This is a genomic window from Pseudomonas sp. G1002 (genome assembly GCF_013385455.1).
In the GTDB taxonomy this organism is placed as follows: Bacteria; Pseudomonadota; Gammaproteobacteria; order Pseudomonadales; family Pseudomonadaceae; genus Aquipseudomonas.
On sequence record NZ_JACAPY010000048.1, the window covers coordinates 32,575 to 56,232 of the forward strand.

General features: G+C 59.3%; 24 protein-coding genes. 12 read left to right on the plus strand and 12 right to left on the minus strand.

All coding sequences use genetic code 11. The features are described 5' to 3' along the window. The first annotated feature begins 124 nt into the window (after nt 1-124). Nucleotides 125-478 (plus strand): hypothetical protein, encoded by a 354-nt coding sequence (locus tag HX801_RS27440; protein WP_023658819.1) that lies wholly within the window; start codon nt 125-127, stop codon nt 476-478. 65 nt (nt 479-543) lie between these two features. Here the strand turns inward: HX801_RS27440 and HX801_RS27445 are convergent, their stop codons facing one another. Beyond that, nucleotides 544-1,248: an SDR family oxidoreductase gene (locus HX801_RS27445; RefSeq protein WP_177023081.1), complete on the minus strand. Its 705-nt coding sequence runs from the start codon at nt 1,246-1,248 to the stop codon at nt 544-546. A 100-nt stretch (nt 1,249-1,348) separates the two neighbouring features. On the opposite strand from HX801_RS27445, the gene HX801_RS27450 reads away from it, so the two are divergent. The 3 genes from HX801_RS27450 to rarD all read left to right on the plus strand — a co-directional run bounded on the left by HX801_RS27450 (nt 1,349) and on the right by rarD (nt 4,357). After that, complete coding sequence (locus tag HX801_RS27450) at nt 1,349-2,251, plus strand: LysR family transcriptional regulator (RefSeq protein WP_008432540.1); 903 nt, start codon at nt 1,349-1,351, stop codon at nt 2,249-2,251. Nucleotides 2,252-2,327: 76 nt separating this feature from the next. Further along, the gene (locus HX801_RS27455; RefSeq protein WP_177023082.1) at nt 2,328-3,338 is read left to right on the plus strand and encodes an aldo/keto reductase; all 1,011 of its coding nucleotides are present in this window, start codon (nt 2,328-2,330) and stop codon (nt 3,336-3,338) included. 137 nt (nt 3,339-3,475) lie between these two features. Beyond that, the gene (gene rarD, locus HX801_RS27460; RefSeq protein WP_023658818.1) at nt 3,476-4,357 is read left to right on the plus strand and encodes an EamA family transporter RarD; all 882 of its coding nucleotides are present in this window, start codon (nt 3,476-3,478) and stop codon (nt 4,355-4,357) included. Here the strand turns inward: rarD and HX801_RS27465 are convergent. The 3 genes from HX801_RS27465 to HX801_RS27475 all read right to left on the minus strand — a co-directional run bounded on the left by HX801_RS27465 (nt 4,326) and on the right by HX801_RS27475 (nt 7,966). Further along, nucleotides 4,326-5,558, minus strand: coding sequence for a dermonecrotic toxin domain-containing protein (locus HX801_RS27465; protein WP_256344301.1), 1,233 nt, complete (start codon nt 5,556-5,558; stop codon nt 4,326-4,328). The genes rarD and HX801_RS27465 overlap by 32 nt on opposite strands. A 158-nt stretch (nt 5,559-5,716) precedes the next feature. Next, entirely contained in the window at nt 5,717-6,793 is a 1,077-nt protein-coding gene (gene hppD, locus HX801_RS27470; protein WP_003212566.1) for a 4-hydroxyphenylpyruvate dioxygenase, read from the minus strand. A 249-nt stretch (nt 6,794-7,042) separates the two neighbouring features. Beyond that, on the minus strand, nt 7,043-7,966 hold the full coding sequence (locus tag HX801_RS27475) for a DMT family transporter (RefSeq protein WP_008432530.1): 924 nt from the start codon (nt 7,964-7,966) through the stop codon (nt 7,043-7,045). Between the two features lie 77 nt (nt 7,967-8,043). On the opposite strand from HX801_RS27475, the gene HX801_RS27480 reads away from it, so the two are divergent. The 3 genes from HX801_RS27480 (at nt 8,044) to HX801_RS27490 (ending at nt 11,147) form a co-directional block, all read left to right on the plus strand. Next, complete coding sequence (locus tag HX801_RS27480; RefSeq protein ID WP_003212568.1) at nt 8,044-8,916, plus strand: LysR family transcriptional regulator; 873 nt, start codon at nt 8,044-8,046, stop codon at nt 8,914-8,916. A gap of 124 nt (nt 8,917-9,040) precedes the next feature. Beyond that, entirely contained in the window at nt 9,041-10,585 is a 1,545-nt protein-coding gene (locus HX801_RS27485; protein ID WP_134326575.1) for an EAL domain-containing protein, read from the plus strand. A 196-nt stretch (nt 10,586-10,781) separates the two neighbouring features. Further along, entirely contained in the window at nt 10,782-11,147 is a 366-nt protein-coding gene (locus tag HX801_RS27490; protein WP_003212570.1) for a histone-like nucleoid-structuring protein, MvaT/MvaU family, read from the plus strand. Nucleotides 11,148-11,317: 170 nt separating this feature from the next. Here HX801_RS27490 and HX801_RS27495 read toward each other — a convergent pair whose 3' ends face one another. Continuing rightward, entirely contained in the window at nt 11,318-11,854 is a 537-nt protein-coding gene (locus HX801_RS27495; RefSeq protein ID WP_008432526.1) for a DUF4946 domain-containing protein, read from the minus strand. 193 nt (nt 11,855-12,047) lie between these two features. Between HX801_RS27495 and gloA the strand changes: the two genes are divergently transcribed. Beyond that, the gene (gene gloA / locus HX801_RS27500) at nt 12,048-12,569 is read left to right on the plus strand and encodes a lactoylglutathione lyase (RefSeq protein WP_008432524.1); all 522 of its coding nucleotides are present in this window, start codon (nt 12,048-12,050) and stop codon (nt 12,567-12,569) included. 63 nt (nt 12,570-12,632) lie between these two features. Here the strand turns inward: gloA and ahpF are convergent, their stop codons facing one another. From ahpF to HX801_RS27515, 3 genes are all read right to left on the minus strand, one after another. After that, entirely contained in the window at nt 12,633-14,198 is a 1,566-nt protein-coding gene (gene ahpF / locus HX801_RS27505; RefSeq protein WP_003212573.1) for an alkyl hydroperoxide reductase subunit F, read from the minus strand. A gap of 127 nt (nt 14,199-14,325) precedes the next feature. Continuing rightward, nucleotides 14,326-14,889: an alkyl hydroperoxide reductase subunit C gene (ahpC, locus tag HX801_RS27510; protein WP_003173835.1), complete on the minus strand. Its 564-nt coding sequence runs from the start codon at nt 14,887-14,889 to the stop codon at nt 14,326-14,328. A gap of 149 nt (nt 14,890-15,038) precedes the next feature. After that, entirely contained in the window at nt 15,039-15,965 is a 927-nt protein-coding gene (locus tag HX801_RS27515; RefSeq protein ID WP_177023083.1) for a site-specific integrase, read from the minus strand. Between the two features lie 161 nt (nt 15,966-16,126). Between HX801_RS27515 and HX801_RS27520 the strand changes: the two genes are divergently transcribed. After that, on the plus strand, nt 16,127-17,134 hold the full coding sequence (locus tag HX801_RS27520; RefSeq protein ID WP_177023084.1) for a DNA-binding protein: 1,008 nt from the start codon (nt 16,127-16,129) through the stop codon (nt 17,132-17,134). On the opposite strand, the gene gorA is transcribed toward HX801_RS27520, so the two are convergent. Next, a complete protein-coding gene (gorA, locus tag HX801_RS27525) occupies nt 17,135-18,493 on the minus strand; it encodes a glutathione-disulfide reductase (protein ID WP_003212576.1) in 1,359 nt (452 codons plus the stop codon). A 56-nt stretch (nt 18,494-18,549) separates the two neighbouring features. Further along, a complete protein-coding gene (locus HX801_RS27530) occupies nt 18,550-20,688 on the minus strand; it encodes a TonB-dependent siderophore receptor (RefSeq protein WP_134326572.1) in 2,139 nt (712 codons plus the stop codon). A 133-nt stretch (nt 20,689-20,821) separates the two neighbouring features. Here HX801_RS27530 and HX801_RS27535 point away from each other — a divergent pair, with 133 nt between their 5' ends. Further along, nucleotides 20,822-21,589 (plus strand): helix-turn-helix domain-containing protein, encoded by a 768-nt coding sequence (locus HX801_RS27535; protein WP_177020095.1) that lies wholly within the window; start codon nt 20,822-20,824, stop codon nt 21,587-21,589. A gap of 55 nt (nt 21,590-21,644) precedes the next feature. Here the strand turns inward: HX801_RS27535 and galU are convergent, their stop codons facing one another. Continuing rightward, a complete protein-coding gene (galU, locus tag HX801_RS27540) occupies nt 21,645-22,484 on the minus strand; it encodes a UTP--glucose-1-phosphate uridylyltransferase GalU (RefSeq protein ID WP_003212579.1) in 840 nt (279 codons plus the stop codon). A 307-nt stretch (nt 22,485-22,791) separates the two neighbouring features. Here galU and HX801_RS27545 point away from each other — a divergent pair, with 307 nt between their 5' ends. Together HX801_RS27545 and HX801_RS27550 are read left to right on the plus strand one after the other, a co-directional pair. Further along, nucleotides 22,792-22,977: a hypothetical protein gene (locus HX801_RS27545; protein WP_003212580.1), complete on the plus strand. Its 186-nt coding sequence runs from the start codon at nt 22,792-22,794 to the stop codon at nt 22,975-22,977. 144 nt (nt 22,978-23,121) lie between these two features. Further along, the gene (locus tag HX801_RS27550) at nt 23,122-23,406 is read left to right on the plus strand and encodes a hypothetical protein (protein WP_003212581.1); all 285 of its coding nucleotides are present in this window, start codon (nt 23,122-23,124) and stop codon (nt 23,404-23,406) included. On the opposite strand, the gene HX801_RS27555 is transcribed toward HX801_RS27550, so the two are convergent. Then, a complete protein-coding gene (locus tag HX801_RS27555) occupies nt 23,407-23,637 on the minus strand; it encodes a hypothetical protein (RefSeq protein WP_003212582.1) in 231 nt (76 codons plus the stop codon). It abuts the gene before it with no gap. Nucleotides 23,638-23,658: the final 21 nt, after the last annotated feature.

Below are 23,658 nucleotides of genomic sequence, written 5' to 3' on the forward strand. Positions count from 1 at the left end.
ATAGGCTACAACCTTTACCCAGCCTTTACTTTCGTACTCCATCATCCCGTCCGAAACCGCTGTCTGAAGCCTATGCCCGGGGATATTATCAAGACCGGTTCGGTGCATACGTAGAGGACTTATCATGATCAGTCGACTCTCAAAAATGAAAGTAGCCATGTTGCTCATTGCCACCCTCGCCATCGCAGGGCAAGCAGAAGCCCGTGGAGGATATGGCTATGGCTGGGGTCACGGTTATGGGTACGGGCATGGCGGTGGTTGGGGCTGGGGTGGCCCGGCTTTGCTGGGTGCGGTTGTCGGCGGTCTCGTAGTGGGTTCGGTGGTCGCCAACTCCCAGCCTCCGGTCTATGTGCAGCAGCAACCGGTTTACGTGCAACCGCAGCCGGTGTACATCCAACAGCCGCCACCGGTCTATTACCAGGCGCCGCCTCCAGGCTATTACTACCCGCCACAACCGGTTCCGGTGCCACGTTATTAAGCACGGCCCTATTACTGATAATGCAGGTCCCGCCTGAAAGCGGGACCTTTTTTATTCAGCTGCCTTTAGAGTAATCCGCCGCCGTCGACATCAATCACGCTACCGGTGATAAACCCGTTCTCCATCGCCAACACATACCCGGCAGCCACTTCTTCGGCCTGCCCCACGCGCCCCACCGGCAACGCCCCGCCCGCCTTGGCAAACATTGCCAGTCGCTGCTCATCGGACAACCCGGCATACGCCTCGGTGTCGATCACCCCCGGGCTGACCACATTGACCCGCCGTGGCGCCAGTTCCTTGGCCAGTTGCTTGCCCAGCGCTTCGGTCGCCGCATTGATGCCGGTCTTGATGAATTGCCCCGCAACCGTTTTGCGCCCCAACTGCCCCGACGTCAGGGTGATGCTGCCGCGCTCGGCGAGAAATGGCAGCGCCGACTGGATCGCCCGCAGCGAACCCCAGAGCTTCACGTTGAAGTTGTCTTGCGCCAGGTTCAGGTCGGTCTCGATCAACGCCTTGGCCTGCACCGCAGGCCCTGCGGTGTAGACCAGATGGTCAAACGGCCCCACGGTTTCGAACAAGCGCTGTAATGAGGCTGCGTCGGTCACGTCCACCTGCTCGCTGCGCACCCCGTTCTCCACGGTTGAAGACAAGCGCCGCCCGGCCAGCACCACATGGGCACCGCGTGCCACGGCCTGCTTGGCCACCGCGGCACCAATGCCGCTGCTGCCGCCAATGACGATGATGGTTTTACCGTTGAGGGGAGATGTCATGGGGAAATACCTGGCTGAGAAAATGAGCTTTCATCTTCCCAGCTTGGCAATCGTTGAAAAATCCCGGTAAAACGACAAGATCTTTAAAGGATTTTTACAAATGAGCTCAATCCTCGACCTTGAAGTGTTCGTGCGCACTGCTGACACCGGCAGCCTGTCGGCAGCCGCCCGCAGCCTCAGCCTGACCCCGGCCGCAGCGAGCATTGCCCTCAAGCGCCTGGAAACCCGCCTGGGCATCCGGCTGCTGGCGCGTTCCACCCGCAGCATGCGCCTGACCGAAGAAGGCCGGCGCTACCTCGACAGTGTGCGCGTGGCCCTGGAGGCGCTGTCGGAAGGCGAACAGGCGGTCAAGCAGCAAGGCCAGAGCCTGAGCGGATTGCTGCAATTGGCCGCGCCCTCGGATTTCGGGCGCAATGTGCTGCTGGGCTGGCTGGATGAGTTCAAGCTCGAACACCCGAACGTGCGCCTTCAGTTGCTGCTCAATGACAGCAATGCCGACCTGTTCCGCGAAACCGTCGACATCGCCCTGCGCTTCGGCGTACCACGGGACTCCAGCCTGGTCGCGTTGCCGGTGGTGCCCGACCACACGCGGGTGGCGTGCGCCAGCCCCGACTACCTCGCGCGCCACGGTACGCCACGCCTCCCCCAGGACCTGGCACAACACAGCACGCTGCGCTATATGCGCCAGGGTCGGGCGAACAACACCTGGTACTTTCGCCAGGGCGAGGTGCTGCAGGAAGTCGAGGTCGGCGGCGACTACCTCAGTGATGACGGCGAGATCGTGCGGCGCTGGGCATTGGCCGGGCACGGCATCGCCTATAAAGCGCGGCTGGATGTAGCGCGCGATATCAAGGCCGGGCGACTGGTGCCGTTGCTCACCGATTGGCAAGGCGAACCGACCCCGTTCAATCTGATGTGTCCCCATCGGTTGCAGGTGTCGGAGCGGGTCAAGGTACTGCACCGCTTCCTGCAACTGCGCTGCGCCGAACTATTACCGCAATAACCGTCGCGGGGCTTGTTCCAGAGCCTTGCTCTCTGGTATTGGATAGGGCCTGTCTCCCCCTTTTGAGGTGTTCACGATGATTTACCGCACACTGGGCCGGTCCGGGTTGAAGGTCAGCGCACTGACCCTGGGCAGCATGATGTTTGGCGAGCAGACCAACACCGAGGACTCGCTGCGCATCATCGACAAGGCCTGGGATCAAGGCATCAACTTTATCGACACCGCCGACGTCTACACCGCAGGGCGCTCCGAGGAAATCGTCGGCGAAGCCATCGCCCGCCAGCGCCAGGATTGGGTGCTGGCCTCGAAGGTCGGCATCGGCCCGGCGGATGGCCTGCCGAACCGCAGCGGCCTGAGTCGCAAGCGGATTTTCAATGCGCTGGAAGCCAGCCTGACGCGCCTCGACACCGATTACCTGGACATCTATTACCTGCACCGCGAAGACCACAACACGCCACTGGAAGTCACGGTTTCAGCGATTGGCGACTTGATCCGCGAGGGCAAGATCCGCCACTGGGGCCTGTCCAACTACCGCGGCTGGCGGATCGCCGAAGTGATCCGCGTGGCCGAGCGCCTCGGGGTGGACAAACCGATCATCAGCCAGCCGCTGTACAACATCGTCAACCGCCAGGCCGAGGTGGAGCAGATCACCGCCGCCGCCGCGTATGGCCTGGGCGTGGTGCCTTACAGCCCGCTGGCCCGTGGCGTGCTCAGCGGCAAATATGCGCCGGACGTAACGCCTGAAGCCGGCAGCCGTGCCGGGCGCCAGGACAAGCGCATCCTGGAAACCGAATGGCGCGTTGAATCCCTGCGCATCGCCCAGCAGATCCAGCAATACACCCAGGGCCGTGGCGTGGGGATTGTCGAGTTCGCGATTGCCTGGGTCCTGAACAACTCGGCGGTCAGTTCGGCGATTGTCGGGCCGCGCACCGAGGCGCAGTGGGATGCCTACACCGGCGCGCTGGAGGTGGAGATCACGGCGGAGGACGAAGCATTCATCGACTCGCTGGTCACGCCAGGGCATGCGTCGACGCCAGGGTTCAATGATGTGAGCCACTTTGTGTCGGGGCGAGTTGCCCGGCCATAAGTCCCTTTTATGGGGGGACCTGAGAAATCCTCCCATAAACCGCTCCAAAACAGAGCAAACATCTCACCTCAAAAGCACTATATTCCCTCCCTGAAATCCCCCCTTCTTTTGTATCAATCGGCTTTCGTGAGGACAGTGTGTCTAAAGGTGTTGTGTTATCGGTCTTGGCCTCGGTGTTGTTTGCCGTGATGTATTACTTCACGTCGCTGCTTACGCCCTTGAGCGGCCTGGAGATCTTCGGCTGGCGCATGTTGTTGACGGTGCCCTGCATGACCGTGTTCATGATTGTCAGCGGCGAGTGGCGACGGGTGTGGGAACTGGTTCGGCTGGTTGCGGCCAAACCCGCGCTGATCGGCGGGGTCGTGGTGTCTTCGGCCCTGCTGGGGGTGCAGTTGTGGCTGTTCATGTGGGCGCCGCTCAACGGTCGCAGCCTGGATGTATCGCTGGGCTATTTCCTGCTGCCATTGACGATGGTGCTGACCGGTCGGCTGGTGTATGGCGAACAATTGTCACGCCTGCAAAAGATTGCGGTGTTCTTCGCCGGTGCTGGTGTGCTGAACGAGTTGTATCAGGTGGGCGGATTCTCCTGGGCAACCCTGGTAGTGATCATCGGCTACCCGGTTTACTTCGTACTGCGCAAACGCCTGAAGACCGACCACCTCGGCGGGCTGTGGCTCGATATGGCGCTGATGTTGCCGGTGGCACTGTGGTTCGTGCAAAGCGGCGAACAGGGTTTTGCCGTGCTCGACGCCCACAAGGGCTTGTACGCCTTGATCCCGATGTTGGGCTTGATCAGTGCGTCGGCGCTGGTGTGCTACGTCGTCGCCAGCCGCTTGTTGGCCTTCAGCCTGTTCGGGCTGCTCAGCTATGTAGAACCGGTGCTGCTGCTCGGCGTGGCCTTGTTGTTGGGCGAAAGCATCAAGGCGGGGGAATGGCTGACGTATCTTCCGATCTGGCTCGCGGTGATGGTGCTGGTGTTTGAAGGCTTCAAGCATTTGGTGCGTCAGCAGAAGGCCTGACAGCGCTTTTTTTTGCTGCCATTTCGAGCATTACAGCCGTTTGCGACAACCCCCCTCGGATGGCCCCGTAATACGGAATCCTGCCTTGGATTTCGTCGCCTATTTGCGTCAGTGCGGCGTCCATTTGCGCCTTTTCAACGCCAAACAGCTTACCGAGCCGGTTGTCCTGGTTGAGTTCAAGCAAGGTGCCGGTGACGGGGTTTTTGACGATTTTTTCGATGGACTGCGCCACATCCTCAGGCACGCCCAGCGCGATCAAGGCCGTCCCAATGCCTGAACCCGGATTCTTCAGTTGGCGGATGAACTCGTCGAACAGCCCCCATAAATCGTTGGCACCCACATTATCCAGGCTGACACTGACGACCGTTTTCAAGTATTGCTCTCGCGAAACAGGCGACAGCGGCTGGTCATTGTTCAGGCCGTTTTTCACAAAGTAGAAGTTGCCCTTGTTACCTCCTCCATGGAAGTTGCCGTAGGCATCGTACTGATAGAGTACGGTTTCTCCGTCCGGACGTGTGCCTGCGAAAGTCACCCGGCCATCACGGGTCTCAACTTTCAGGTAGGTCCCCGTCAGCCCGTTGACCGGTACCGGCGGCACGCTTGGGTGCTTGTCCAGGCGATTGAAAATATCGCCCTTTTCGTAGCCAAAAGGCCCGACCACGGCATTGATATCGCCTGCGGCGAAGCGCGTCATCGTGTCTTTTACCCGCTTTGTCTGATCGGCAGGCGCATTGCGGGAAAAATGCCCGGCAAATACATCCAACGTGTCAGGGTCGGTGGCGACCTCTTTGAGCCAGGCGTTCATTTCTTCAAGGTTATTGAATTCGAAGAACGAATTGCCCTCCTCGTCAGGAATGTACAACAGGATATTCGTTCCGGTTTCAGAGGCGGGTACGCGTTTGACCACCAGAATGTCGCTCGACTGGATCCCGTCCACCGCGAACGTGCAGACCTGCGCGCCGACGGTTGATGAGGTACCCGGGGCCAATACGGCATTGGCCAGTTCGACGCCTGCGGCGGTCAGTTCGCCCTGCGCACTGCTCCATTCCACGTTCGAGGAAAACGTCACGCGGGCGACAGTGGCAGGACTTAATGGGGAGGGAACAGTTGGGGCCAAGGGACTGATGGCCGGTTCGTCGTTGACGGCTGCTGCCTGATTCAAACCTGGAGGTGGACTACCGGTGTGCGCAATGACTGTCATACATGAACCTCAACTGGGCATATGACACTGAGTAACGCTGGCAGTGAATTCCGTTCCTGGCCGCTAGCAACCGCCTGTGTCCCGATGTTTCTGCCGGGCAACAAAAAGCCCGGCCGGGTGCAATCCCGGTCGGGCTTTTTTGTGTATCGCCCAGGCGATCAGTCAGCGGTCAACACACCACGACGCACTTGGTCGCGCTCGATGGATTCGAACAGCGCCTTGAAGTTGCCTTCACCAAAGCCGTCGTCACCCTTACGCTGGATGAACTCGAAGAACACCGGGCCCATCAGGGTTTCCGAGAAGATCTGCAGCAGCAGGCGCTTGTCCCCCGCCACTGACGAGCCGTCCAGCAGGATGCCGCGTGCCTGCAGTTGATCCACCGGCTCGCCGTGGTTCGGCAGGCGGCCTTCGAGCATCTCATAATAGGTGTCTGGCGGCGCGGTCATGAAGCGCATGCCGATCTTCTTCAACGCATCCCAGGTCTTGACCAGGTCATCGGTGAGGAAGGCAACGTGCTGGATGCCCTCGCCGTTGAACTGCATCAGGAACTCTTCGATCTGCCCGGCACCCTTGGACGATTCTTCGTTCAGCGGGATGCGGATCATGCCGTCCGGTGCGCTCATGGCCTTGGAGGTCAGGCCGGTGTATTCGCCCTTGATGTCGAAATAGCGCGCCTCACGGAAATTGAACAGCTTCTCGTAGAAGTTCGCCCAGTAGGCCATGCGGCCGCGGTACACGTTGTGGGTCAAGTGGTCGATGACCTTGAGGCCCGCGCCCACCGGGTTGCGCTCGACACCTTCGAGGTACACGAAGTCGATGTCATAGATCGAGCTGCCTTCACCAAAGCGGTCGATCAGGTACAGCGGCGCGCCGCCAATGCCCTTGATCGCCGGCAGGTTCAACTCCATCGGGCCGGTTTCGATATGGATAGGCTGGGCGCCCAGTTCCAGGGCCCGGTTGTAGGCCTGTTGCGAGTCCTTGACGCGAAACGCCATGCCGCACACCGACGGGCCGTGCTCGGCCGCAAAGTAGGAGGCGATGCTGTTGGGTTCGTTGTTGAGGATCAGGTTGATCTCGCCCTGCCGGTACAGGTGTACGTTCTTGGAACGGTGGGTCGCGACCTTGGTGAAGCCCATGATCTCGAAGATCGGCTCCAGGGTGCCCGGGGTTGGCGATGCGAATTCGATGAACTCAAAGCCCATCAGGCCCATTGGGTTTTCGTACAGGTCTGCCATTTTTGGTGCCTCATCATCATTCTTGTAATTAACAAATGTTTATTTGCGAGCAAGGATGAGGTCAGCGGGTGGCGCACAGGAGATACCCCGCACGCTGCGGGCGAGGAAGTCACCAAAGATGAGGGGGGACCCGAGTAGCTTCATGGTTACATCAGTCTCTGACGGGCGAGGCTTGCGTTAGCGCAAGTCCTTATTCTTGTATGCGTAAATCGATTCTACACAGCGTAAACAGATTTGTCCGTACTCTTATCAAATCCCCATTGCCCTGGCCCGCGCAAGGGGTTTGTTGCACAGATAGATGCCCAGCAGAATGACCGCCCCACCCAGCAGCATCGGCACGGTCAGTTGCTCGCCAAGCAGCAATGCGCCGCAGATCACTGCCGTCAGCGGATTGAGGGCGATAAATACACCCGCACGGGTGGCGCCGATGCGGCGCAGGCCATCGTAGTAGCCGATGTAGGCCAGTGCCGAGCCCAGCACGCCCAGGTACAGCAAACTCATCAGTTGGGGCAGATCAATCCGGCCCAATGCGGCCATCGTTAGCCGACCCGTCACCAGCGTGGTGATCGTCAGCATCAGCGTGCCCAGCAGGATCGACCAGGTCACGGTTTGCAACGGCCCCAGGCGCTGGTTGAGACTCCGGGAAAACAGCGAGTACACGCCCCACCCCACCACGCAGCCGAAAATCAGCAGGTCACCGACCCACGCATCTGCCGTGCCCTGCAGCAACTGCGGGTTGCGACTGACGATCACCAGCCCTGCGCCACCCAGGCACAGCGCGATCCCCACCAGCTTGAAGCAGCCCAGGCGTTCCTTGAACAGCAGCCACGAGGCCAGGCCAATCACTGCCGGGTTCAGCGCCACGATCAACGACGCCCGGGACGCATTGATGTAATGCAGGCCGTAGAAAAAACACAGGTTGTAGAAAAAGATCCCGAAAAAGCCCAGCACCATCAGTTGCACCCATTGCGCGGTGGTCGGACGCACCAGGCGAATACGCGCGACGCCCAGGAAGGCCAGCAGCGCCAGGCTGGCCAGTGCAAAGCGCACGGTCGCCGCCAACAGTGGGTCCAGGCCTGCCGCCAGATAGCGCCCGGCAACGAAGGTGCCGCCCCAGATCATGGTCACGGCCGCCAGCTTCAGATACGTCAGACGGTCAGGGCTCGGGTTCATCAGATTTCTACTCACAAGACACGGGATTGGCTTATTGTTGGGCTAATCCCCGATCATCGTAAAATGAGTAAATACTCATGACCCTTACCCAACTGGAAATCTTTTCCCTGGTGGCCGAACTGCAAGGTTTCACCAGCGCCGCCAATCGCCTGGGCATCAGCCAATCGGCGGTGTCCCATGCGATCAAATCCCTGGAGCAGGAACTGGGTGTGGAGTTGATCCGACGTCATCAGTCCCAGGTCGAACTCAGCGATATCGGCCAACAACTGCTGTTGCGCGCCCGGGCCATGCTCGGGTTGGCCAACACGCTGCAACAGGAAGCCGCCGATGCCCGCGGGATGAAGCGCGGCACGCTGCGCATCGGCTCGTTCGGGCCGACCTCATCGATTCGCTTGTTGCCCGCGATCCTGCAGCATTTTCGCGAGCAGCATCCGGGCATCGAGGTGCATGTCGACGAAGGCCCCGATCGCCAGGTGACGCAGTGGCTGGAAGAGCGGCGCGTCGACGTTGGGTTTGTGGTGCTGCCTGAAGAGCGCTTCGATACGTTCCCGTTGATTGAGGACCAACTGGTCGCGCTGCTGCCCTTGGGGCATCACTTGGGCGCGCAGCCAAGTGTCAGCCTGAAAGCGCTGTGTGGTGAACCTTTTATCCTGACCCAGGCCGGTTCGGCCGAACTGGTCTCAAGGCTGTTCGTCGGTGCAGGGTTGCAGCCGGATGTGCGTTACCGCTGCTCACAGCTGCTCAGCACCCTGGACACCGTGCGCCGGGGCGACGGCGTGACCATTGTCGCCGAGTTGTCGCTGCCTGAATCCACGCAGGCGGATTACCTGATCAAACCGCTCAAGCCTGCCGTCAAACGCCAGGTGGGGCTGGCGGTACTGGACCGTCGGCAGTCCTCACCGGCAACCCTGGCATTTATTCAACTGGCCACACGGTTGAAGCTTTATTGAACATGCACAGACGCCTGCCGCCATCTATCATGGCCAATACCAATACGCTTTGTTGGAAGGCCACCGAGGTTGTCCCGACCGCATTTGAGCGTCCTATTGCCCTCTCCCGCTACAGGCTGCGCAAATGCCACTGACCGTCAAAGGCCCCCGAAAGGCCTCCACTCGCCATCTGATCACCCTGCTCAGTGGCGCGCTGCCCATTTTGCTGGGTGTGCTTATCCTGTATTGGCAAGCCGGGCGCACCCTCGAGCACAGCACCGCGCAAACCGCCCAGGAGGCCGTGCGCCAGTTTGACCTGATGCTCGACAACACCGCCCTCGCCGCCCAGGACCTGCTGCCACTGGCCGGCCATGAATGTGATAACCCGACTCAACTGAAGCTGCGGGAACAGGTCACCCGCCGGCCGTTCGTGCGCGCCACCACCTTGTCCTGGCAGCGCAACATCTATTGCAGCTCGTTGTTTGGTGGCAACTACCAGTCACCGGTCAACCCTGAGGACTACGTCGGCGGCCGTCTCTGGCTGATGAAAGGCAACCCGGTAACACCCGACACCGCATTGCTTGTTTATCGCCTCACCGAGGGAGACCGGGGGGCCTTTGCCTCCATCGATGGCTACCACCTGACAAACGCCTTGCGCCTGATCAGCCGATATACCGACCTGGTGTTGCAGGTGGGGCCTAACTGGCTGGCGGCGGATGGCAAGGTGCACAGCACAACGCTGCCGACATTTTCCGTCGCGCATCATCATCTCGACTCCACACGGTATACCTACAGCGTGGAAGCCGGGATGCCGGAGGGTGAAACCTGGCGCTACATGCAGGCGCGGTATCCTGCACTGTTCGTTCTGGTGGTGTTTTTCGGCGTGCTGGCAGGCATCCTCGCCCACTGGCTGCAAAAGCGCTCATCGGCACCGACCCTGGAACTGCAACGGGCCCTGGGCGCCAATGAATTTGTGCCCTATTACCAGCCAGTGGTGCGTGGCGACAACATCCGGCAGTGGGCCGGCTGTGAAGTGCTGATGCGCTGGAATCATCCCAGGGAAGGCCTGGTGCGCCCGGACCTGTTCATTCCCCTGGCCGAACATTCGGGCCTGATCGTACCGATGACCCGCGCCCTGATGCGCCAGACCGCCGCACAGTTGGCGCCCCACACCGCGCAGTTTGCCGACAATTTTCACGTGGGCATCAACATTACCGCTCGCCATTGTCACGACCTAGAGCTGGTGGAGGACTGCCGGGAGTTCCTCGCTGCCTTCCCGCCGGGCAAGGTGATCCTGGTCCTGGAGTTGACCGAGCGCGAGTTGATCGAGCCCACGGATATCACCCGCCAGCTGTTCCAGGCGCTGCATGAAATGGGGGTAATGATCGCGATCGACGACTTTGGCACCGGCCACTCCAGCCTGGGTTATTTGCGCAACTTCAATGTCGATTACTTGAAGATAGATCAAAGCTTCGTGGCAATGATCGGTGTTGATGCACTCTCACGGCATATACTCGACAGCATCATTGAACTGTCTGCCAAGCTGGACCTGGGCATCGTTGCCGAAGGCGTCGAAACACAAGAACAATGCGACTATCTGGCGGCCCAAGGCGTTGATTTCTTGCAAGGCTACCTGTTTGGCAAGCCTGTACCTTGCGACGAGTTCATTAGATTCCTGAACAGCCATTGAATAGCCAGCCACTTCAACGGAAATATTGTTATTTATACAAAAGACATGATTTACTCATGACTGATTAACTACTACAATTTTTCCTGCCTGTGCTGAATTGGCAGGAAGGCCACTTTCATTGAGTCGCCTTAAGGCTCTTGGCTTATCGCTTTGTTTGCAGTAGATATCAGCCAAATACACTATTGGAGTATAGATTTTGTCCAGACTCGCCGAATTTCGCGCAGCAGAAAAAGCCCTTCAAGAGCAGCTTGCCCAGCTGGAATCCCTGAAGAACGATGCTGGTTTGAAGAAAGAAATCGAATTCGAAGAAAAGCTGCAAGGGCTGATGAAGACCTACGGCAAAAGCCTGCGCGACATCATCTCCATCCTGGATCCTAACCCGGGCAAGTCCGGCGCTTCCGTCGCTGCCGCACCCAAACAGCGCCGTGCCCGCGTCGTCAAGGTTTACCACAACCCGCACACGGGTGAACTGATCGAAACCAAGGGCGGCAACCATCGCGGCCTGAAGGCGTGGAAAGAACAGTACGGCGCAGCCACAGTAGACTCCTGGCTTCGCGGCTAATGCTTTGCGGCTAGTACAAACGCACTAAGAAAAGCCCTGCACATGCAGGGCTTTTTTGTTTACAGGCATCGATAGTGAAACAAATCAGGACGCTGGCACTTTCAAAAACGAACTTTAAAAAACATTTCACTTTGTTCAAATCGACTTATTTGTCGCGATGCCTACAACGCTCAAAGTTTAAGGCTGTCACGCACCGAACTGACTTCATCCTTGCTTGATTCGTAAGCGTCGGCCTGGCCTGCGTATGAAAAAACATAGGCCTTATCGGTATCGACAGCCCCCACCAACGTTTGCGACAGCACATGCCGACCGTTCTCGGTGATTACACAGGTAGTTTCCAATGCCTCAAGCCGGCTCAATGTTGTGGGGTGCATCTTGGTGCACACACTTTGATAACCACCCTGGGCAAAGTCCTTCTGGATGGATTTGCGCATTTCCAGCAGCACACCTTGCAGGTTGACCGTATGCCCCGCTTCGATTGGCGTGCCCGTCAACTCCATGACCATCAAGGTCGCGCCATTCTCATCATTCTTTATGGCCCGCTGGCGGGACACCGCCGACGGTTGTGCCGGGGCCTGGTCGTCGGGCGCCACTTCCTCTACCTGCCAGCCGCTGGGCCAATGAATTTCCGGGTCAGCCGCCCATGCAGCGGTGCTGCCCAGCAACAGGCCCAGGGTACTCAACAACGGTGCGCGAAATCCGGTCATTACGAAAAACACTCAAGGTTCAAGCGACAAAGTTTGGGCCCCTGCACCCGCTGGCCGCAAGGGTTGCGTGACCTTTTTCATTTGGCGCAACCGGCAGGGCTGCGTATCATGGACCGGCTGCACGGATGCCAGCCGCAAGCCAAGGGATGCTCCAACCGGAGCCACGTTTGCCCCATTTTTCTCTGGAGGGCCCATGAGCCTGCACGAACTGAACACTTTCCCGGGCGTCACCGCCCAGCCTGACGCCGCCACCACGAACTTCGTATTCAACCACACCATGCTGCGGGTCAAGGACATCACCAAGTCGCTGGATTTCTACACCCGCGTACTGGGTTTTTCCCTGGTTGAAAAACGTGACTTCCCGGAAGCCGAATTCAGCCTGTACTTCCTGGCCCTGGTCGACAAGGCCCAGATCCCGGCCGACGCTGCCGCCCGCACCCAGTGGATGAAGTCGATCCCGGGCATCCTCGAACTGACCCACAACCACGGCACCGAAAACGACGCGGACTTTGCCTACCACAACGGCAACACCGACCCGCGTGGCTTTGGCCATATCTGCATCTCGGTGCCGGACATCGTTGCTGCCTGCGCGCGCTTTGAAGAACTGGGCTGCGACTTCCAGAAGCGCCTGAGTGATGGCCGCATGAAAAGCCTGGCCTTCGTGAAAGACCCGGATGCGTACTGGGTTGAAATCATTCAGCCAACGCCGCTGTAAGGTTCCGCCGGCAATAAAAAACCCCATGATCACTCATGGGGTTTTTCATTTCCGGGCCGGAATTTATGCCGGGGCGGAAGTGCGGATCAGGTGATCGAAAGCACTCAGGGAAGCCTTGGCGCCCTCGCCTACTGCAATCACGATCTGCTTGTACGGCACAGTCGTTACGTCGCCGGCGGCAAAAACGCCTGGCAGCGAAGTCTCACCACGTGCATCGACGATGATCTCGCCACGTGGAGTCAACTCCACAGTGCCTTTGAGCCAGTCGGTGTTGGGCAGCAAACCGATCTGTACAAAGATGCCTTCCAGGTCGATAGTCTTGAATTCGCCACTGTCGCGATCCTTGTAGGCCAGGCCGGTAACTTTCTGGCCATCCCCCTTGACCTCACTGGTCAGCGCGCTGGTAATCACGTCAACGTTCGGCAGGCTGTACAGCTTGCGCTGCAACACGGCGTCGGCGCGCAACTTGCTGTCAAACTCAAGCAAGGTCACGTGGCTGACGATACCGGCCAGGTCGATGGCTGCTTCAACGCCGGAGTTACCGCCGCCGATCACCGCCACGCGCTTGCCCTTGAACAGTGGGCCGTCGCAGTGCGGGCAGAAGCACACGCCTTTGGCCTTGTATTCCTGCTCGCCCGGTACACCCATTTCACGCCAGCGGGCACCGGTGGCCAGGATCACGGTCTTGGACTTGAGGGTCGCACCGCTTTCGAAACGGATTTCGTGCAGTTCACCGTTGTTTTTCGCCGGGATCAGCGCAGTAGCGCGCTGCAGGTTCATGATGTCCACGTCGTACTGACGCACGTGGGCCTCCAGGGCGCTGGCGAGTTTCGGCCCTTCGGTTTCCTGCACCGAGATAAAGTTCTCGATCGACATGGTGTCCAGCACCTGCCCGCCGAAGCGCTCGGCTGCAACACCGGTACGGATGCCTTTACGTGCAGCGTAGATAGCCGCTGCCGAACCCGCTGGGCCACCGCCGACGACAAGTACGTCGAACGCATCTTTGGCGCTGATTTTCTCGGCGGCTTTTTCGATACCGCTGGTGTCGAGCTTGGCGAGGATTTCTTCCAGGCCCATGCGGCCCTGGCCGAAGTTCACACCATTCAAGTAAACGCTGGGCACGGCCATGATCTGACGATCATCGACTTCTGCCTGGAACAGCGCACCGTCGATGGCGACGTGGCGGATGTTCGGGTTCAATACTGCCATCAGGTTCAGCGCCTGGACCACGTCCGGGCAGTTCTGGCACGACAGCGAGAAGTAAGTCTCGAAGCTGAACTCGCCTTTAAGGGCGCGAATCTGTTCAATCACTTCGACACTGGCCTTCGAGGGGTGGCCGCCGACTTGCAGCAGCGCCAACACCAGCGAAGTGAATTCATGGCCCATTGGGATGCCGGCAAAACGCAGGCTGATATCGGCACCCGGGCGGTTGATGGAGAACGATGGCTTGCGCGCATCATTGCCATCGCTTTTCAGGGTAATCAGCGTCGAAAGGCTGGCTACATCCTGCAAGAGGGCAAGCATTTCCTGGGATTTCGCACCGTCATCGAGGGAGGCGACGATCTCGATCGGCTGGGTGACCCGTTCCAGGTATGACTTCAACTGAGCTTTAAGATTGGCGTCCAACATACGGGCGATTTCCTATTAATTCGGTTTATTGCAGACAAAAAAACGCCCGAGCGAATCTCGCCCGGGCGTTTCGAGGGCGGATGCAGCTTACTTAGGTGCGGTAACCCGCCCTTGGCATTTCACAGACTTAGATCTTGCCGACCAGGTCCAGGGACGGAGCCAGGGTGGCCTCGCCTTCTTTCCACTTGGCTGGGCAGACTTCGCCCGGGTGAGCAGCAACGTACTGGGCCGCCTTGATTTTGCGCAGCAGCTCGGAAGCGTCACGGCCAACGCCGCCATCGTTCAGTTCAACGATTTTGATCTGGCCTTCAGGGTTGATCACGAAGGTGCCACGGTCTGCCAGGCCAGCTTCTTCGATTAGCACGTCGAAGTTGCGGGAGATGGTCAGGGTCGGGTCGCCGATCATGGTGTACTGGATTTTGCCGATGGCTGGCGAGGTGTTGTGCCAGGCAGCGTGGGCAAAGTGGGTGTCGGTGGAAACGCTGTAGATTTCGACGCCCAGTTTCTGGAATTCGGCGTAGTTGTCAGCCAGGTCTTCCAGTTCGGTTGGGCAGACGAAGGTGAAGTCGGCTGGGTAGAAGAAGACGACAGACCATTTGCCTTTCAGGTCAGCATCAGTCACGTCTACGAAGTTGCCGTTTTTGTAGGCGGTAGCTTTGAACGGTTTTACTTGGCTGTTGATGATAGGCATCGTTGACTCTCCGTCAGGTTTGTAGAAGGGCTTAGTAAGTTGATGAGGTGAATCCTACCCACTCTCCTGGCCGATGGCTCATTGGCAAACCTGATGCTGACGATTGGTTTTCACTATCAAGAGACTGTATTAATAGAAGAAACCTTGAATCACTCGAGGGATGCCCGGGTCATGCCGAGAAAGGGCGTCGCTTCAACATAGCGCATGGCCGATTTCATGTCTTTCCAGCCGACGTAAGTCATCAACGACTTCAAGTCCCAGCCACTGCGATGAGCCCAGGTAGCGAAGCCCCGGCGCAGGGAGTGGCTGGTGTACTGATCGGCCGCAATCCCGGCACGCTCCAGCGCCTGGCGCAACAGCGGGATCACGCTGTTGGCGTGCAAGCCCTCCTCGCCCAGGTTGCCCCAGCGATCAATGCCGCGAAACACCGGGCCGCGCACCAGCGCTGAAGCGCTGAGCCATTCGCTATAGGCCTGCACCGGGCACAGCCGCAACAGCGCCGGCGTCTGGTAAGTGCGGCCGATATTTTCCCGATCACTTTTGCTGCGCGGTAGATACAGGGTGATGCCCGAACCGGGCAACGCCTGCACGTGCTCGATATTCAACCGGCATAACTCATCGCTGCGAAAGCCACGCCAGAAACCCAGCAGGATCAACGCCGCGTCACGCTTGGCCCGCAGCCATCGAGGATGGTCTTCTGCGCGCCGGGCGTCGTGGCCTTCCTGTTCGAGGAACTGGATGACCTGCTCCAGGTGCTGCAGTTGCAATGGCTCCGCCTGTTTTTCCTGAGCCGGGTGCAGGGCGCGAATGCCTTTCAGGACTTTGCGCACCACTGGCGCCTTGGTCGGATCAGGAAACCCCTGGCTGGTGTGCCACTGGGCCAGCGCCGATAAACGCAGCTTCAACGTGTTGACCGACAGCACGCCCGCATGCGCCGCCAGATAGCGCGCCACGCTGTCGCTGGTCGCCGGCAGGAATCCACCCCAATTCACCTCGAAATGCTCGATTGCCGCTCGATAGCTGCGGCGGGTGTTATCGCGGGTGGCCGCATTCAGATAACGGTCCAGCTCACTCATGCCTGTACTGCCATTGGCTGTTGTCCATTTCAAAACCTGTATCACACGGGATAATACGCCAATATCCCATCTGATAAATCATCAATTTCGGCTTTAAAACAATCGTGATATAGTACGTATATACATACTACGTACCACAGTACCAAATCGACGGAGACTCCATGGCTCGCGGCGGCATCAATAAAGCAGTAGTTCAAACGGCACGCCTGGCAATCCTTGCCCGTGGCGAAAACCCGAGCATCGATGCAGTACGCATCGAGATGGGCAATACCGGCTCGAAAACCACGATTCATCGCTATCTGAAGGAGCTGGACGAAAGCGAAACCCGCCAGACCATCACCGAAGCGCCCATTGACGACGAACTGGGTGAACTGGTGGCGCGACTGGCCCAGCGCCTGAAGGAGAAGGCCCAGGAGCCTATCGACCTGGCCCTGGCGCAGTTCCAGCAACAGAAAACCGCCCTGCTCGCCCAGGTTGAGGAGCTGGAAGCGGCCCACTCCCAGCTCAAGCAGCAGTTCGATATCCAGTCCGCCGCCCTGGCCGATGAAAGCGCGGCCTTGCAAAGCACTCGCTCCAGCCTGCAAACCGAGCAAACCCGCAACGCCGGGCTGAGCCAGGCGTGCAGCGATTACGAGTTGCGGATCAACGACAAGGACGAGCAGATTCGCTCACTGGAAGAGAAGCACCTGCATGCCCGGGACGCCCTGGAGCATTACCGCAATGCGATCAAGGACCAGCGTGAACAGGAACAGCGTCGCCATGAAGGCCAGTTGCAGCAGGTCCAGGCAGAGCTGCGCCAGGCCCAGCAGAGCGCGATGGTGCGCCAGGATGAAATCACTCAGTTGCACCGCGATAACGAGCGCCTGCTGATCGAGCATCGAGTGACCGTGAAGGAATTGAGCGCACTGCAGGAACAGGCTCGCCAGGACCGCGAACAGCAGCGTCAATTGAGCGAGCAAGTGAGTGTGATCGACAGCGAGCGCACCCTGTTGCAGGAGCGCTTGCGAGTTGCCCAACTGGAGAATCAGGCGCGCCAGGAAGCGCTGGCCGAGCATCAGCAGGCCAACAAAACCCTGGAACTGGACCTGGTCAAGGCCCAGGCCAGTATTGATGCGCTGCGCCTGGCAGCCGTCGTTGCGACGGTGCCGGAAGCAACTACCGAGGGCTGATTACTGCGCCACTGGCGTGCGCATGGTGACGAACTCTTCCGCCGCCGTTGGGTGCACGCCGATGGTTTCATCAAAATGCTGCTTGGTCGCGCCCGCCTTGAGCGCGATCGCCAGGCCCTGCACGATCTCGCCAGCGTCGGGGCCGACCATGTGGCAACCCAGGACCTTGTCGGTCTCGGCGTCGACCACCAGCTTCATCAAGGTCTTTTCCTGGCAGTCGGTCAGGGTCAGTTTCATCGGCCGGAAGCGGCTTTCGAACACCTGCACCTTGTGCCCGTCTTCACGGGCCTGCTCTTCGCTGAGGCCCACGGTGCCGATATTCGGCAGGCTGAACACCGCCGTCGGGATCATCGCGTAGTCCACCGGACGATATTGCTCAGGCTTGAACAGGCGACGTGCCACGGCCATGCCTTCAGCCAGCGCGACCGGCGTCAGTTGCACGCGACCAATCACATCACCAATCGCCAGGATCGACGGCTCGGCAGTCTGGTACAGCTCATCCACTTCGACAAAGCCGCGCTTGTCCAACTTGACGCCAGTGTTTTCCAGCCCCAGGTTATCGAGCATCGGGCGTCGGCCAGTGGCGTAGAACACGCAATCGGCTTCCAGCACGCGGCCATCTTTCAAGGTGGCCTTAAGGCTGCCATCGGCCTGCTTGTCGATACGCTCGATGTCGGCGTTGAACTGCAGGTCCAGGCCGCGCTTGGTCAGCTCCTCCTTCAAGTGCGTGCGCACCGAGCCGTCAAAACCGCGCAGGAACAGGTCGCCGCGATACAGCAGCGAAGTCTGTGCGCCCAGGCCATGGAAAATCCCGGCGAACTCGACGGCGATATAGCCACCGCCGACTACCAGCACACGCTTGGGCAGCTCCTTGAGGAAAAACGCCTCATTGGAGCCAATGGCGTGCTCGCGCCCCGGGATTTCCGGGATCTGCGGCCAGCCACCGGTGGCTACCAGAATGTGTTTGGCGGTAAAACGCTCGCCGTTGATTTCTACCTGGTGCGGGTCCACCAGCCGCGCATGCCCTTCGTGCAGGGTCACGCCGCTGTTGACCAGCAGGTTGCGGTAGATGCCATTGAGACGGTTGATTTCACGATCCTTGTTGGCGATCAGGGTCGCCCAATCGAAGTTCGCTTCACCCAGGGACCAGCCAAAACCGCTGGCCTGCTCGAAGTCTTCGGCGAAATGCGCGCCGTACACCAACAGTTTCTTCGGTACGCAGCCCACATTCACGCAGGTACCGCCCAGGTAGCGGCTTTCAGCCACCGCCACTTTGGCGCCAAAACCCGCAGCGAATCGTGCAGCGCGCACACCGCCGGAACCGGCACCAATTACATAAAGGTCAAAATCGTAGGCCATTTCACTCTCCTCGGCAGGACAACAGCATACCTGCTGCCGCGCCAGAGGTCAGCGCCTTACCAGCGATACGTCGCGCTGGCCTGCAACGAACGGGTTGCGCCCCAGTAGCAAAGGAAACCGTTGCTGCAGTAGGCCAGGTATTCCTTGTTGAACAGGTTGCTGGCGTTGAGGGCCAGGCGCCAGTTCTGCACGTCATAGTGCGCCGCGGCATCAAACAGCGTGCGCGATGACACCTCCAGCGTGTTGTCGGCGCTGCCGTAGCTCGGCCCGAAGTAGCGCGCACCCGCCGCGAAACCGACGCCCTGCAGCGGGCCGTCGTGGAAGGTGTAGTCCGCCCACAGCGAGGCACTCTTGCCCGGGATGCCGGTCGGGTGTTCGCCCTGGTCGCCGTCATTGGATTTGAGGATGCGCTGGTCCATCCAGGTGTAAAAACCGATCAGGCTGAGGTTCGAGGTGACCTCGGCATGGGCTTCCAGCTCGATGCCGCGGGAGCGGATTTCGCCTTTCTGGGTGGCAAAATTGGGGTCGACATCGTCGGTGGTCAGGACGTTTTGCTGACGCAGGTCGAACACTGCCGCGCTGTACAGGCTGCGGGAGCCCACAGGCTGGTATTTAACGCCGGCTTCGTACTGCTTGCCGGTGGTCGGCACAAATGTCGCGCCCAGCCGGTCAGTGCCCAGTTGCGGCTGGAACGATTCGCTGTAGCTGACATACGGCGCAACGCCGTTATCAAACACGTAGCTCAGGCCCGAACGCCAGGTGAGTTTCTCGTCGTGCTGGCGCGTGTTGCTCAGGTTGGCGCCGGTCAACGCGCTGTCCTGATTGTCGTAGGTACGCGCCCAGTCTTGCCGCACACCGATCAGCCAGCGCCAATGGTCGAAGCTGAGCTGGTCCTGCAGGTACACGCCAAACTGGCTCTGGGTGGTGTATTGGTTGATGGACACCGGCACCCTCGGCAAGGCGCTGAAGTCGGGGTTGTAGATATTGATCGCACTCGGGAAATACTGACCGCCCCGGTTGATGGTCTGCAACAGCCGCTGGAAGTCCGCCCCCATCAGCACAGTGTGCTTGACCGGGCCGGTGCTGAAGTCGGACTGCAACTGGTTATCAAGGGCGAACTGGCCAAGGTGCTCATGATTGACGTTGGCCCACAGCGGCGCGGTGGCAAGGTTGGCGTCCAGCGGCCCGGTGAGGGAAGTCTGGTAGTAGTCGACGTCATCATGCATATAGCGCAGGTGCTGGCGAAAGCTCCAGGTGTCGTTGAACCGGTGACTGAACGCGTAGCCCAGGGAAAACTGATTGCGCTTGAAGCGATCGCGGTCCGGGTCGCCCAGGTAATCATCGGGGCGCAAGCGCCCATTCGGGTTGTGCAGCGCGGTGCCATACGCGGGTACCGGGTTGAACAGCCCACCTTCCGGGTCGTATTGATAGTTGGCCAGCAAGGTCAGGCTGGTGTCGTCGTCGATGTTCCAGGTGATGGCCGGCGCGATGGCGATGCGCTGGTCCTTGATGTGATCGGTCTGGGTATCGGCCATGCGGCCCAGCCCGGTCAGCCGATAGGTCACATCGCCCTGCTCGTCCAGGCGCCCGCCAAAATCGAAGCCGGCCTGATAGCGGTTGTCATTGCCCACGCTCATTTGCAACACGTGCAGTGGCTCATCCGTCGGCCGCTTGCTCTGCATGTCCACCAGGCCGCCCGGCCCGCTCTGGCCGTACAGCACGGAAGCTGGCCCGCGCAGCACGTCGATGCGCTCCAGAAACCAAGGGTCGACCCGAGGCGTAGCGAACCAGGTCGTGCGATTGAGCTTGAGCCCGTCGAGGTAGGAGTCGGCATCGAAGCCGCGAATGCTCAACTGGTCAAACCGCAGGTCGTTATCCTGGGAGTAAACCCCTGGTGTGTAGCGCAATGCCTGGTCGACGGTTTGCGCCGCCTGGTCATCCATCTGCTGGCGGCTGACCACCGAGATCGATTGCGGCGTCTCCACGATCGGCGCGCCGGTTTTGGTGCCCACGGTGGTGTTGCGCGCCACATAGCCTGGCACCACGCCGTCTGCCGGCTCGGCCTCGGCGGCTGTCACCGCGGTGTCCTTCAACACGATGGGCGCGTCATCGGCCCACACAACAGGAGCAAGCGCCAACACCACCAGCGCCAGCCTGGAAAGGTAAAACGGAGGAGAAGACAACGCACCGGACATGACGATTCCTTGAAAAGTCTTTTTGTTAATCGTTCTTATTTAATATTGAATCGCGTTAAAGATCCGGTCATTCTTCTACGCGCACGGGTCAATTAATGACCGTTCCAACCTACATCTCAGGAATCATTCTTGATTGGACAACATCTGGCGTAAACGCTTTGGGGCGCCCGCTCGCAGCACCAGCGAGGAATTGCGGGTTCGGGCCCATGACTATGTCGATGGCGCACGGGAGATTTGGCACAGCCATGAATATGGCCAACTGGTGCACGCCACCCAAGGCGTGATCCGGGTGCTGACCCGCATGGGCGCCTGGACCGTCCCGCCGGCATACGGCTTTTGGATTGCGCCGGGTGTCGACCATGAATTGCACATGGTCGGTGAGGTTGCGATGCGCGCACTGTACGTGGAAAGCGATCAATTACCCACGGCGTGGCAATCCTGCCGATTGATCAGGGTAGAGCCGCTGCTGCGGGAGCTGATTCTGGGCATGCTCGCACCCGACGCCCACACTGCCCTGCTCACGCCATTGCTGCTGCACCAGTTGATATCCGCGACTGAAACCGAAGGCTGCAGCCTGCCATTGCCCCGGGACAAACGCGTGCTCAGTGTGTGTGAAATGCTTCTGGAAGACCCGGCGAACCCGGCCACCCTGGAAGACTGGAGTGAATCCATCGGCGCCAGCGTGCGCACCCTGCGCCGGCGGTTTCGGGATGAAACCGGGCTGAGCTTCAACCAATGGCGCCAGCAGCTACGGATTGCCGAAGCCGTTTGCCAGTTAGCCCAGGGCCGACCATTGGGGGCTATTGCACGGGACATGGGCTATGCCAACGGCAATGCGTTTGGTGCAATGTTCAAGCGGGTACTGGGCGAAGCCCCCAGCCGCTATTTGGGCAAGGCATAAAAAAACCTGCGGTCTTTCGACTCGCAGGCTTTTTCAACGGGCTGGCAACGATGAATCAGTAAGCCTTGCCAGTCTTGTAGAAGTGCTCGTAGCAGAAGTTGGTCGCTTCGATGTAGCCTTCAGCGCCACCGCAGTCAAAACGACGACCCTTGAACTTGTAGGCAATCACGCAACCGTCTTTTGCCTGCTTCAGCAGGGCGTCGGTGATCTGGATCTCGCCACCCTTGCCTGGCTCGGTTTCTTCGATCAGCTTGAAGATGTCAGGGGTCAGGATGTAGCGGCCGATGATCGCCAGGTTCGACGGAGCATCTTCCGGCGCTGGCTTTTCAACCATGTCGCGTACGCGGATCAGGCCATCACCGATATCGTCGCCGGCAATCACGCCGTACTTGTTGGTTTCCTGAGGATCGACCTCTTGAACCGCGACGATGGTGCAACGGTACTTCTGGTACAGCTTGACCATCTGGGTCAGGACGCCGTCGCCTTCCAGGTTTACACACAGGTCATCGGCCAGTACCACGGCGAACGGTTCGTCACCGATCAGCGGACGACCGGTCAGGATCGCGTGCCCCAGGCCTTTCATTTGGGTCTGGCGGGTGTAGGAGAACGAGCACTCGTCGAGCAGCTTACGGATGCCGACCAGGTATTTTTCCTTGTCGGTGCCCTTGATCTGGTTTTCCAGCTCGTAGCTGATGTCGAAGTGGTCTTCCAGGGCGCGTTTGCCACGGCCGGTCACGATCGAGATTTCGTTCAGGCCGGCATCCAGTGCTTCTTCCACGCCATACTGGATCAGTGGCTTGTTCACCACCGGCAGCATTTCTTTGGGCATGGCCTTGGTCGCTGGCAGGAAGCGAGTGCCGTAACCGGCTGCTGGGAACAAGCATTTCTTGATCATATGAGTCCTTACAAAGGGCTGTGCGTACGAAATTCGGCGCAGTCTAATCAGGCCGCAGTCACCTTACAATGGGTCCTGCTGGCGTTGCGATGTCAACATAGAGAAAAAATGTCGGCGTAAGTTCCGCCGGCATTCAATCAAGTACCTTCGCCGCTGTTAGAAATCGTCGGCTTGTGCCCGTCATTCAAAGGGCTCCAACCTTTTTAGCACGCTTTATGGCGATCGGCACTGACCTGCAACAACTTGCGCCGTCCCACGCCGTTTGGCGCTATCATTACGCCCTTGAACCAGACAACGAGATTGATAGATGTCAGAACCAAAAGGCGTGAACGGCTACCTGATCACCAAGCGAGCGGACGGCTGGCACTTGATCAACTTCCATGGCGACAGCGTTGCCGGCGCATTCGCTACCGAAGCTCAAGCCTGTGCCGTGGCCGAAGTGTTTGTGGATGAGGCCGGCCACGCGTCGAGCAAGCGTCCGAAAACCAAGTAACACCGCGGTAACGCCAATCAAGCCTCGTTTGACGGGGCTTTTTTGTGTTTGTCTGTACGTTGATGGCGGTTCGCTATAATCTCGCCTGTAACGCCCCACGACAGTGTCAGCGCTCCCCTCCAACACCCTGATGACGACTCCTACATGAACAAGATCCTGGCACTGATTGCGGTACTGGCGCTTACCGGTGGCTGCACCACCACTTCCGACACGGTCCTGAAGAACGGCGAACAAGGACTGGCCATCGACTGCTCCGGCGAAGCCAACTCCTGGGCCAGCTGTTATGAAAAGGCTGATGCGTCCTGCGCGGGCACCGGCTACCGGATTGTCGGCACCGAAGGCACACCGGCCCTGAAAGAAAGCGACAAGACCCTGGGCAAGGATGTCGGCAACTACAAGACCCGCAGCGTGACGGTGGTCTGCAAATAATTACATGTGAATTTCGGCGAACTTGATGCCCAGGCCGCGAATGGTCTCGATCAAGTCGTCCAGGCGGGAGAACGATTCGACTTCATCCTGGTCATCCACCAGGAAGTAACTGCGACCGCCGCTCTTCTTGAAGAACACGATCCACTCGCCCGTATCCGCGGGATTTTGAATCACATGGGTCGCAGAAATATGCCCCCCTGCATGCTGTTCCCTGACTTGCTCACGTTTCATGACTGAGTTTCCGAAAAGACA

Bases quoted from the DNA above. Each gene is read 5' to 3' on its own strand.
- HX801_RS27440 (WP_023658819.1), top strand. From the start codon at position 125: ATGATCAGTCGACTCTCAAAAATGAAAGTAGCCATGTTGCTCATTGCC.
- HX801_RS27445 (WP_177023081.1), bottom strand. From the start codon at position 1,248: ATGACATCTCCCCTCAACGGTAAAACCATCATCGTCATTGGCGGCAGC.
- HX801_RS27450 (WP_008432540.1), top strand. From the start codon at position 1,349: ATGAGCTCAATCCTCGACCTTGAAGTGTTCGTGCGCACTGCTGACACC.
- HX801_RS27455 (WP_177023082.1), top strand. From the start codon at position 2,328: ATGATTTACCGCACACTGGGCCGGTCCGGGTTGAAGGTCAGCGCACTG.
- HX801_RS27465 (WP_256344301.1), bottom strand. From the start codon at position 5,558: ATGACAGTCATTGCGCACACCGGTAGTCCACCTCCAGGTTTGAATCAG.
- hppD (WP_003212566.1), bottom strand. From the start codon at position 6,793: ATGGCAGACCTGTACGAAAACCCAATGGGCCTGATGGGCTTTGAGTTC.
- HX801_RS27475 (WP_008432530.1), bottom strand. From the start codon at position 7,966: ATGAACCCGAGCCCTGACCGTCTGACGTATCTGAAGCTGGCGGCCGTG.
- HX801_RS27480 (WP_003212568.1), top strand. From the start codon at position 8,044: ATGACCCTTACCCAACTGGAAATCTTTTCCCTGGTGGCCGAACTGCAA.
- HX801_RS27485 (WP_134326575.1), top strand. From the start codon at position 9,041: ATGCCACTGACCGTCAAAGGCCCCCGAAAGGCCTCCACTCGCCATCTG.
- HX801_RS27495 (WP_008432526.1), bottom strand. From the start codon at position 11,854: ATGACCGGATTTCGCGCACCGTTGTTGAGTACCCTGGGCCTGTTGCTG.
- gloA (WP_008432524.1), top strand. From the start codon at position 12,048: ATGAGCCTGCACGAACTGAACACTTTCCCGGGCGTCACCGCCCAGCCT.
- ahpF (WP_003212573.1), bottom strand. From the start codon at position 14,198: ATGTTGGACGCCAATCTTAAAGCTCAGTTGAAGTCATACCTGGAACGG.
- ahpC (WP_003173835.1), bottom strand. From the start codon at position 14,889: ATGCCTATCATCAACAGCCAAGTAAAACCGTTCAAAGCTACCGCCTAC.
- HX801_RS27515 (WP_177023083.1), bottom strand. From the start codon at position 15,965: ATGAGTGAGCTGGACCGTTATCTGAATGCGGCCACCCGCGATAACACC.
- HX801_RS27520 (WP_177023084.1), top strand. From the start codon at position 16,127: ATGGCTCGCGGCGGCATCAATAAAGCAGTAGTTCAAACGGCACGCCTG.
- gorA (WP_003212576.1), bottom strand. From the start codon at position 18,493: ATGGCCTACGATTTTGACCTTTATGTAATTGGTGCCGGTTCCGGCGGT.
- HX801_RS27530 (WP_134326572.1), bottom strand. From the start codon at position 20,688: ATGTCCGGTGCGTTGTCTTCTCCTCCGTTTTACCTTTCCAGGCTGGCG.
- galU (WP_003212579.1), bottom strand. From the start codon at position 22,484: ATGATCAAGAAATGCTTGTTCCCAGCAGCCGGTTACGGCACTCGCTTC.
- HX801_RS27545 (WP_003212580.1), top strand. From the start codon at position 22,792: ATGTCAGAACCAAAAGGCGTGAACGGCTACCTGATCACCAAGCGAGCG.
- HX801_RS27550 (WP_003212581.1), top strand. From the start codon at position 23,122: ATGAACAAGATCCTGGCACTGATTGCGGTACTGGCGCTTACCGGTGGC.
- HX801_RS27555 (WP_003212582.1), bottom strand. From the start codon at position 23,637: ATGAAACGTGAGCAAGTCAGGGAACAGCATGCAGGGGGGCATATTTCT.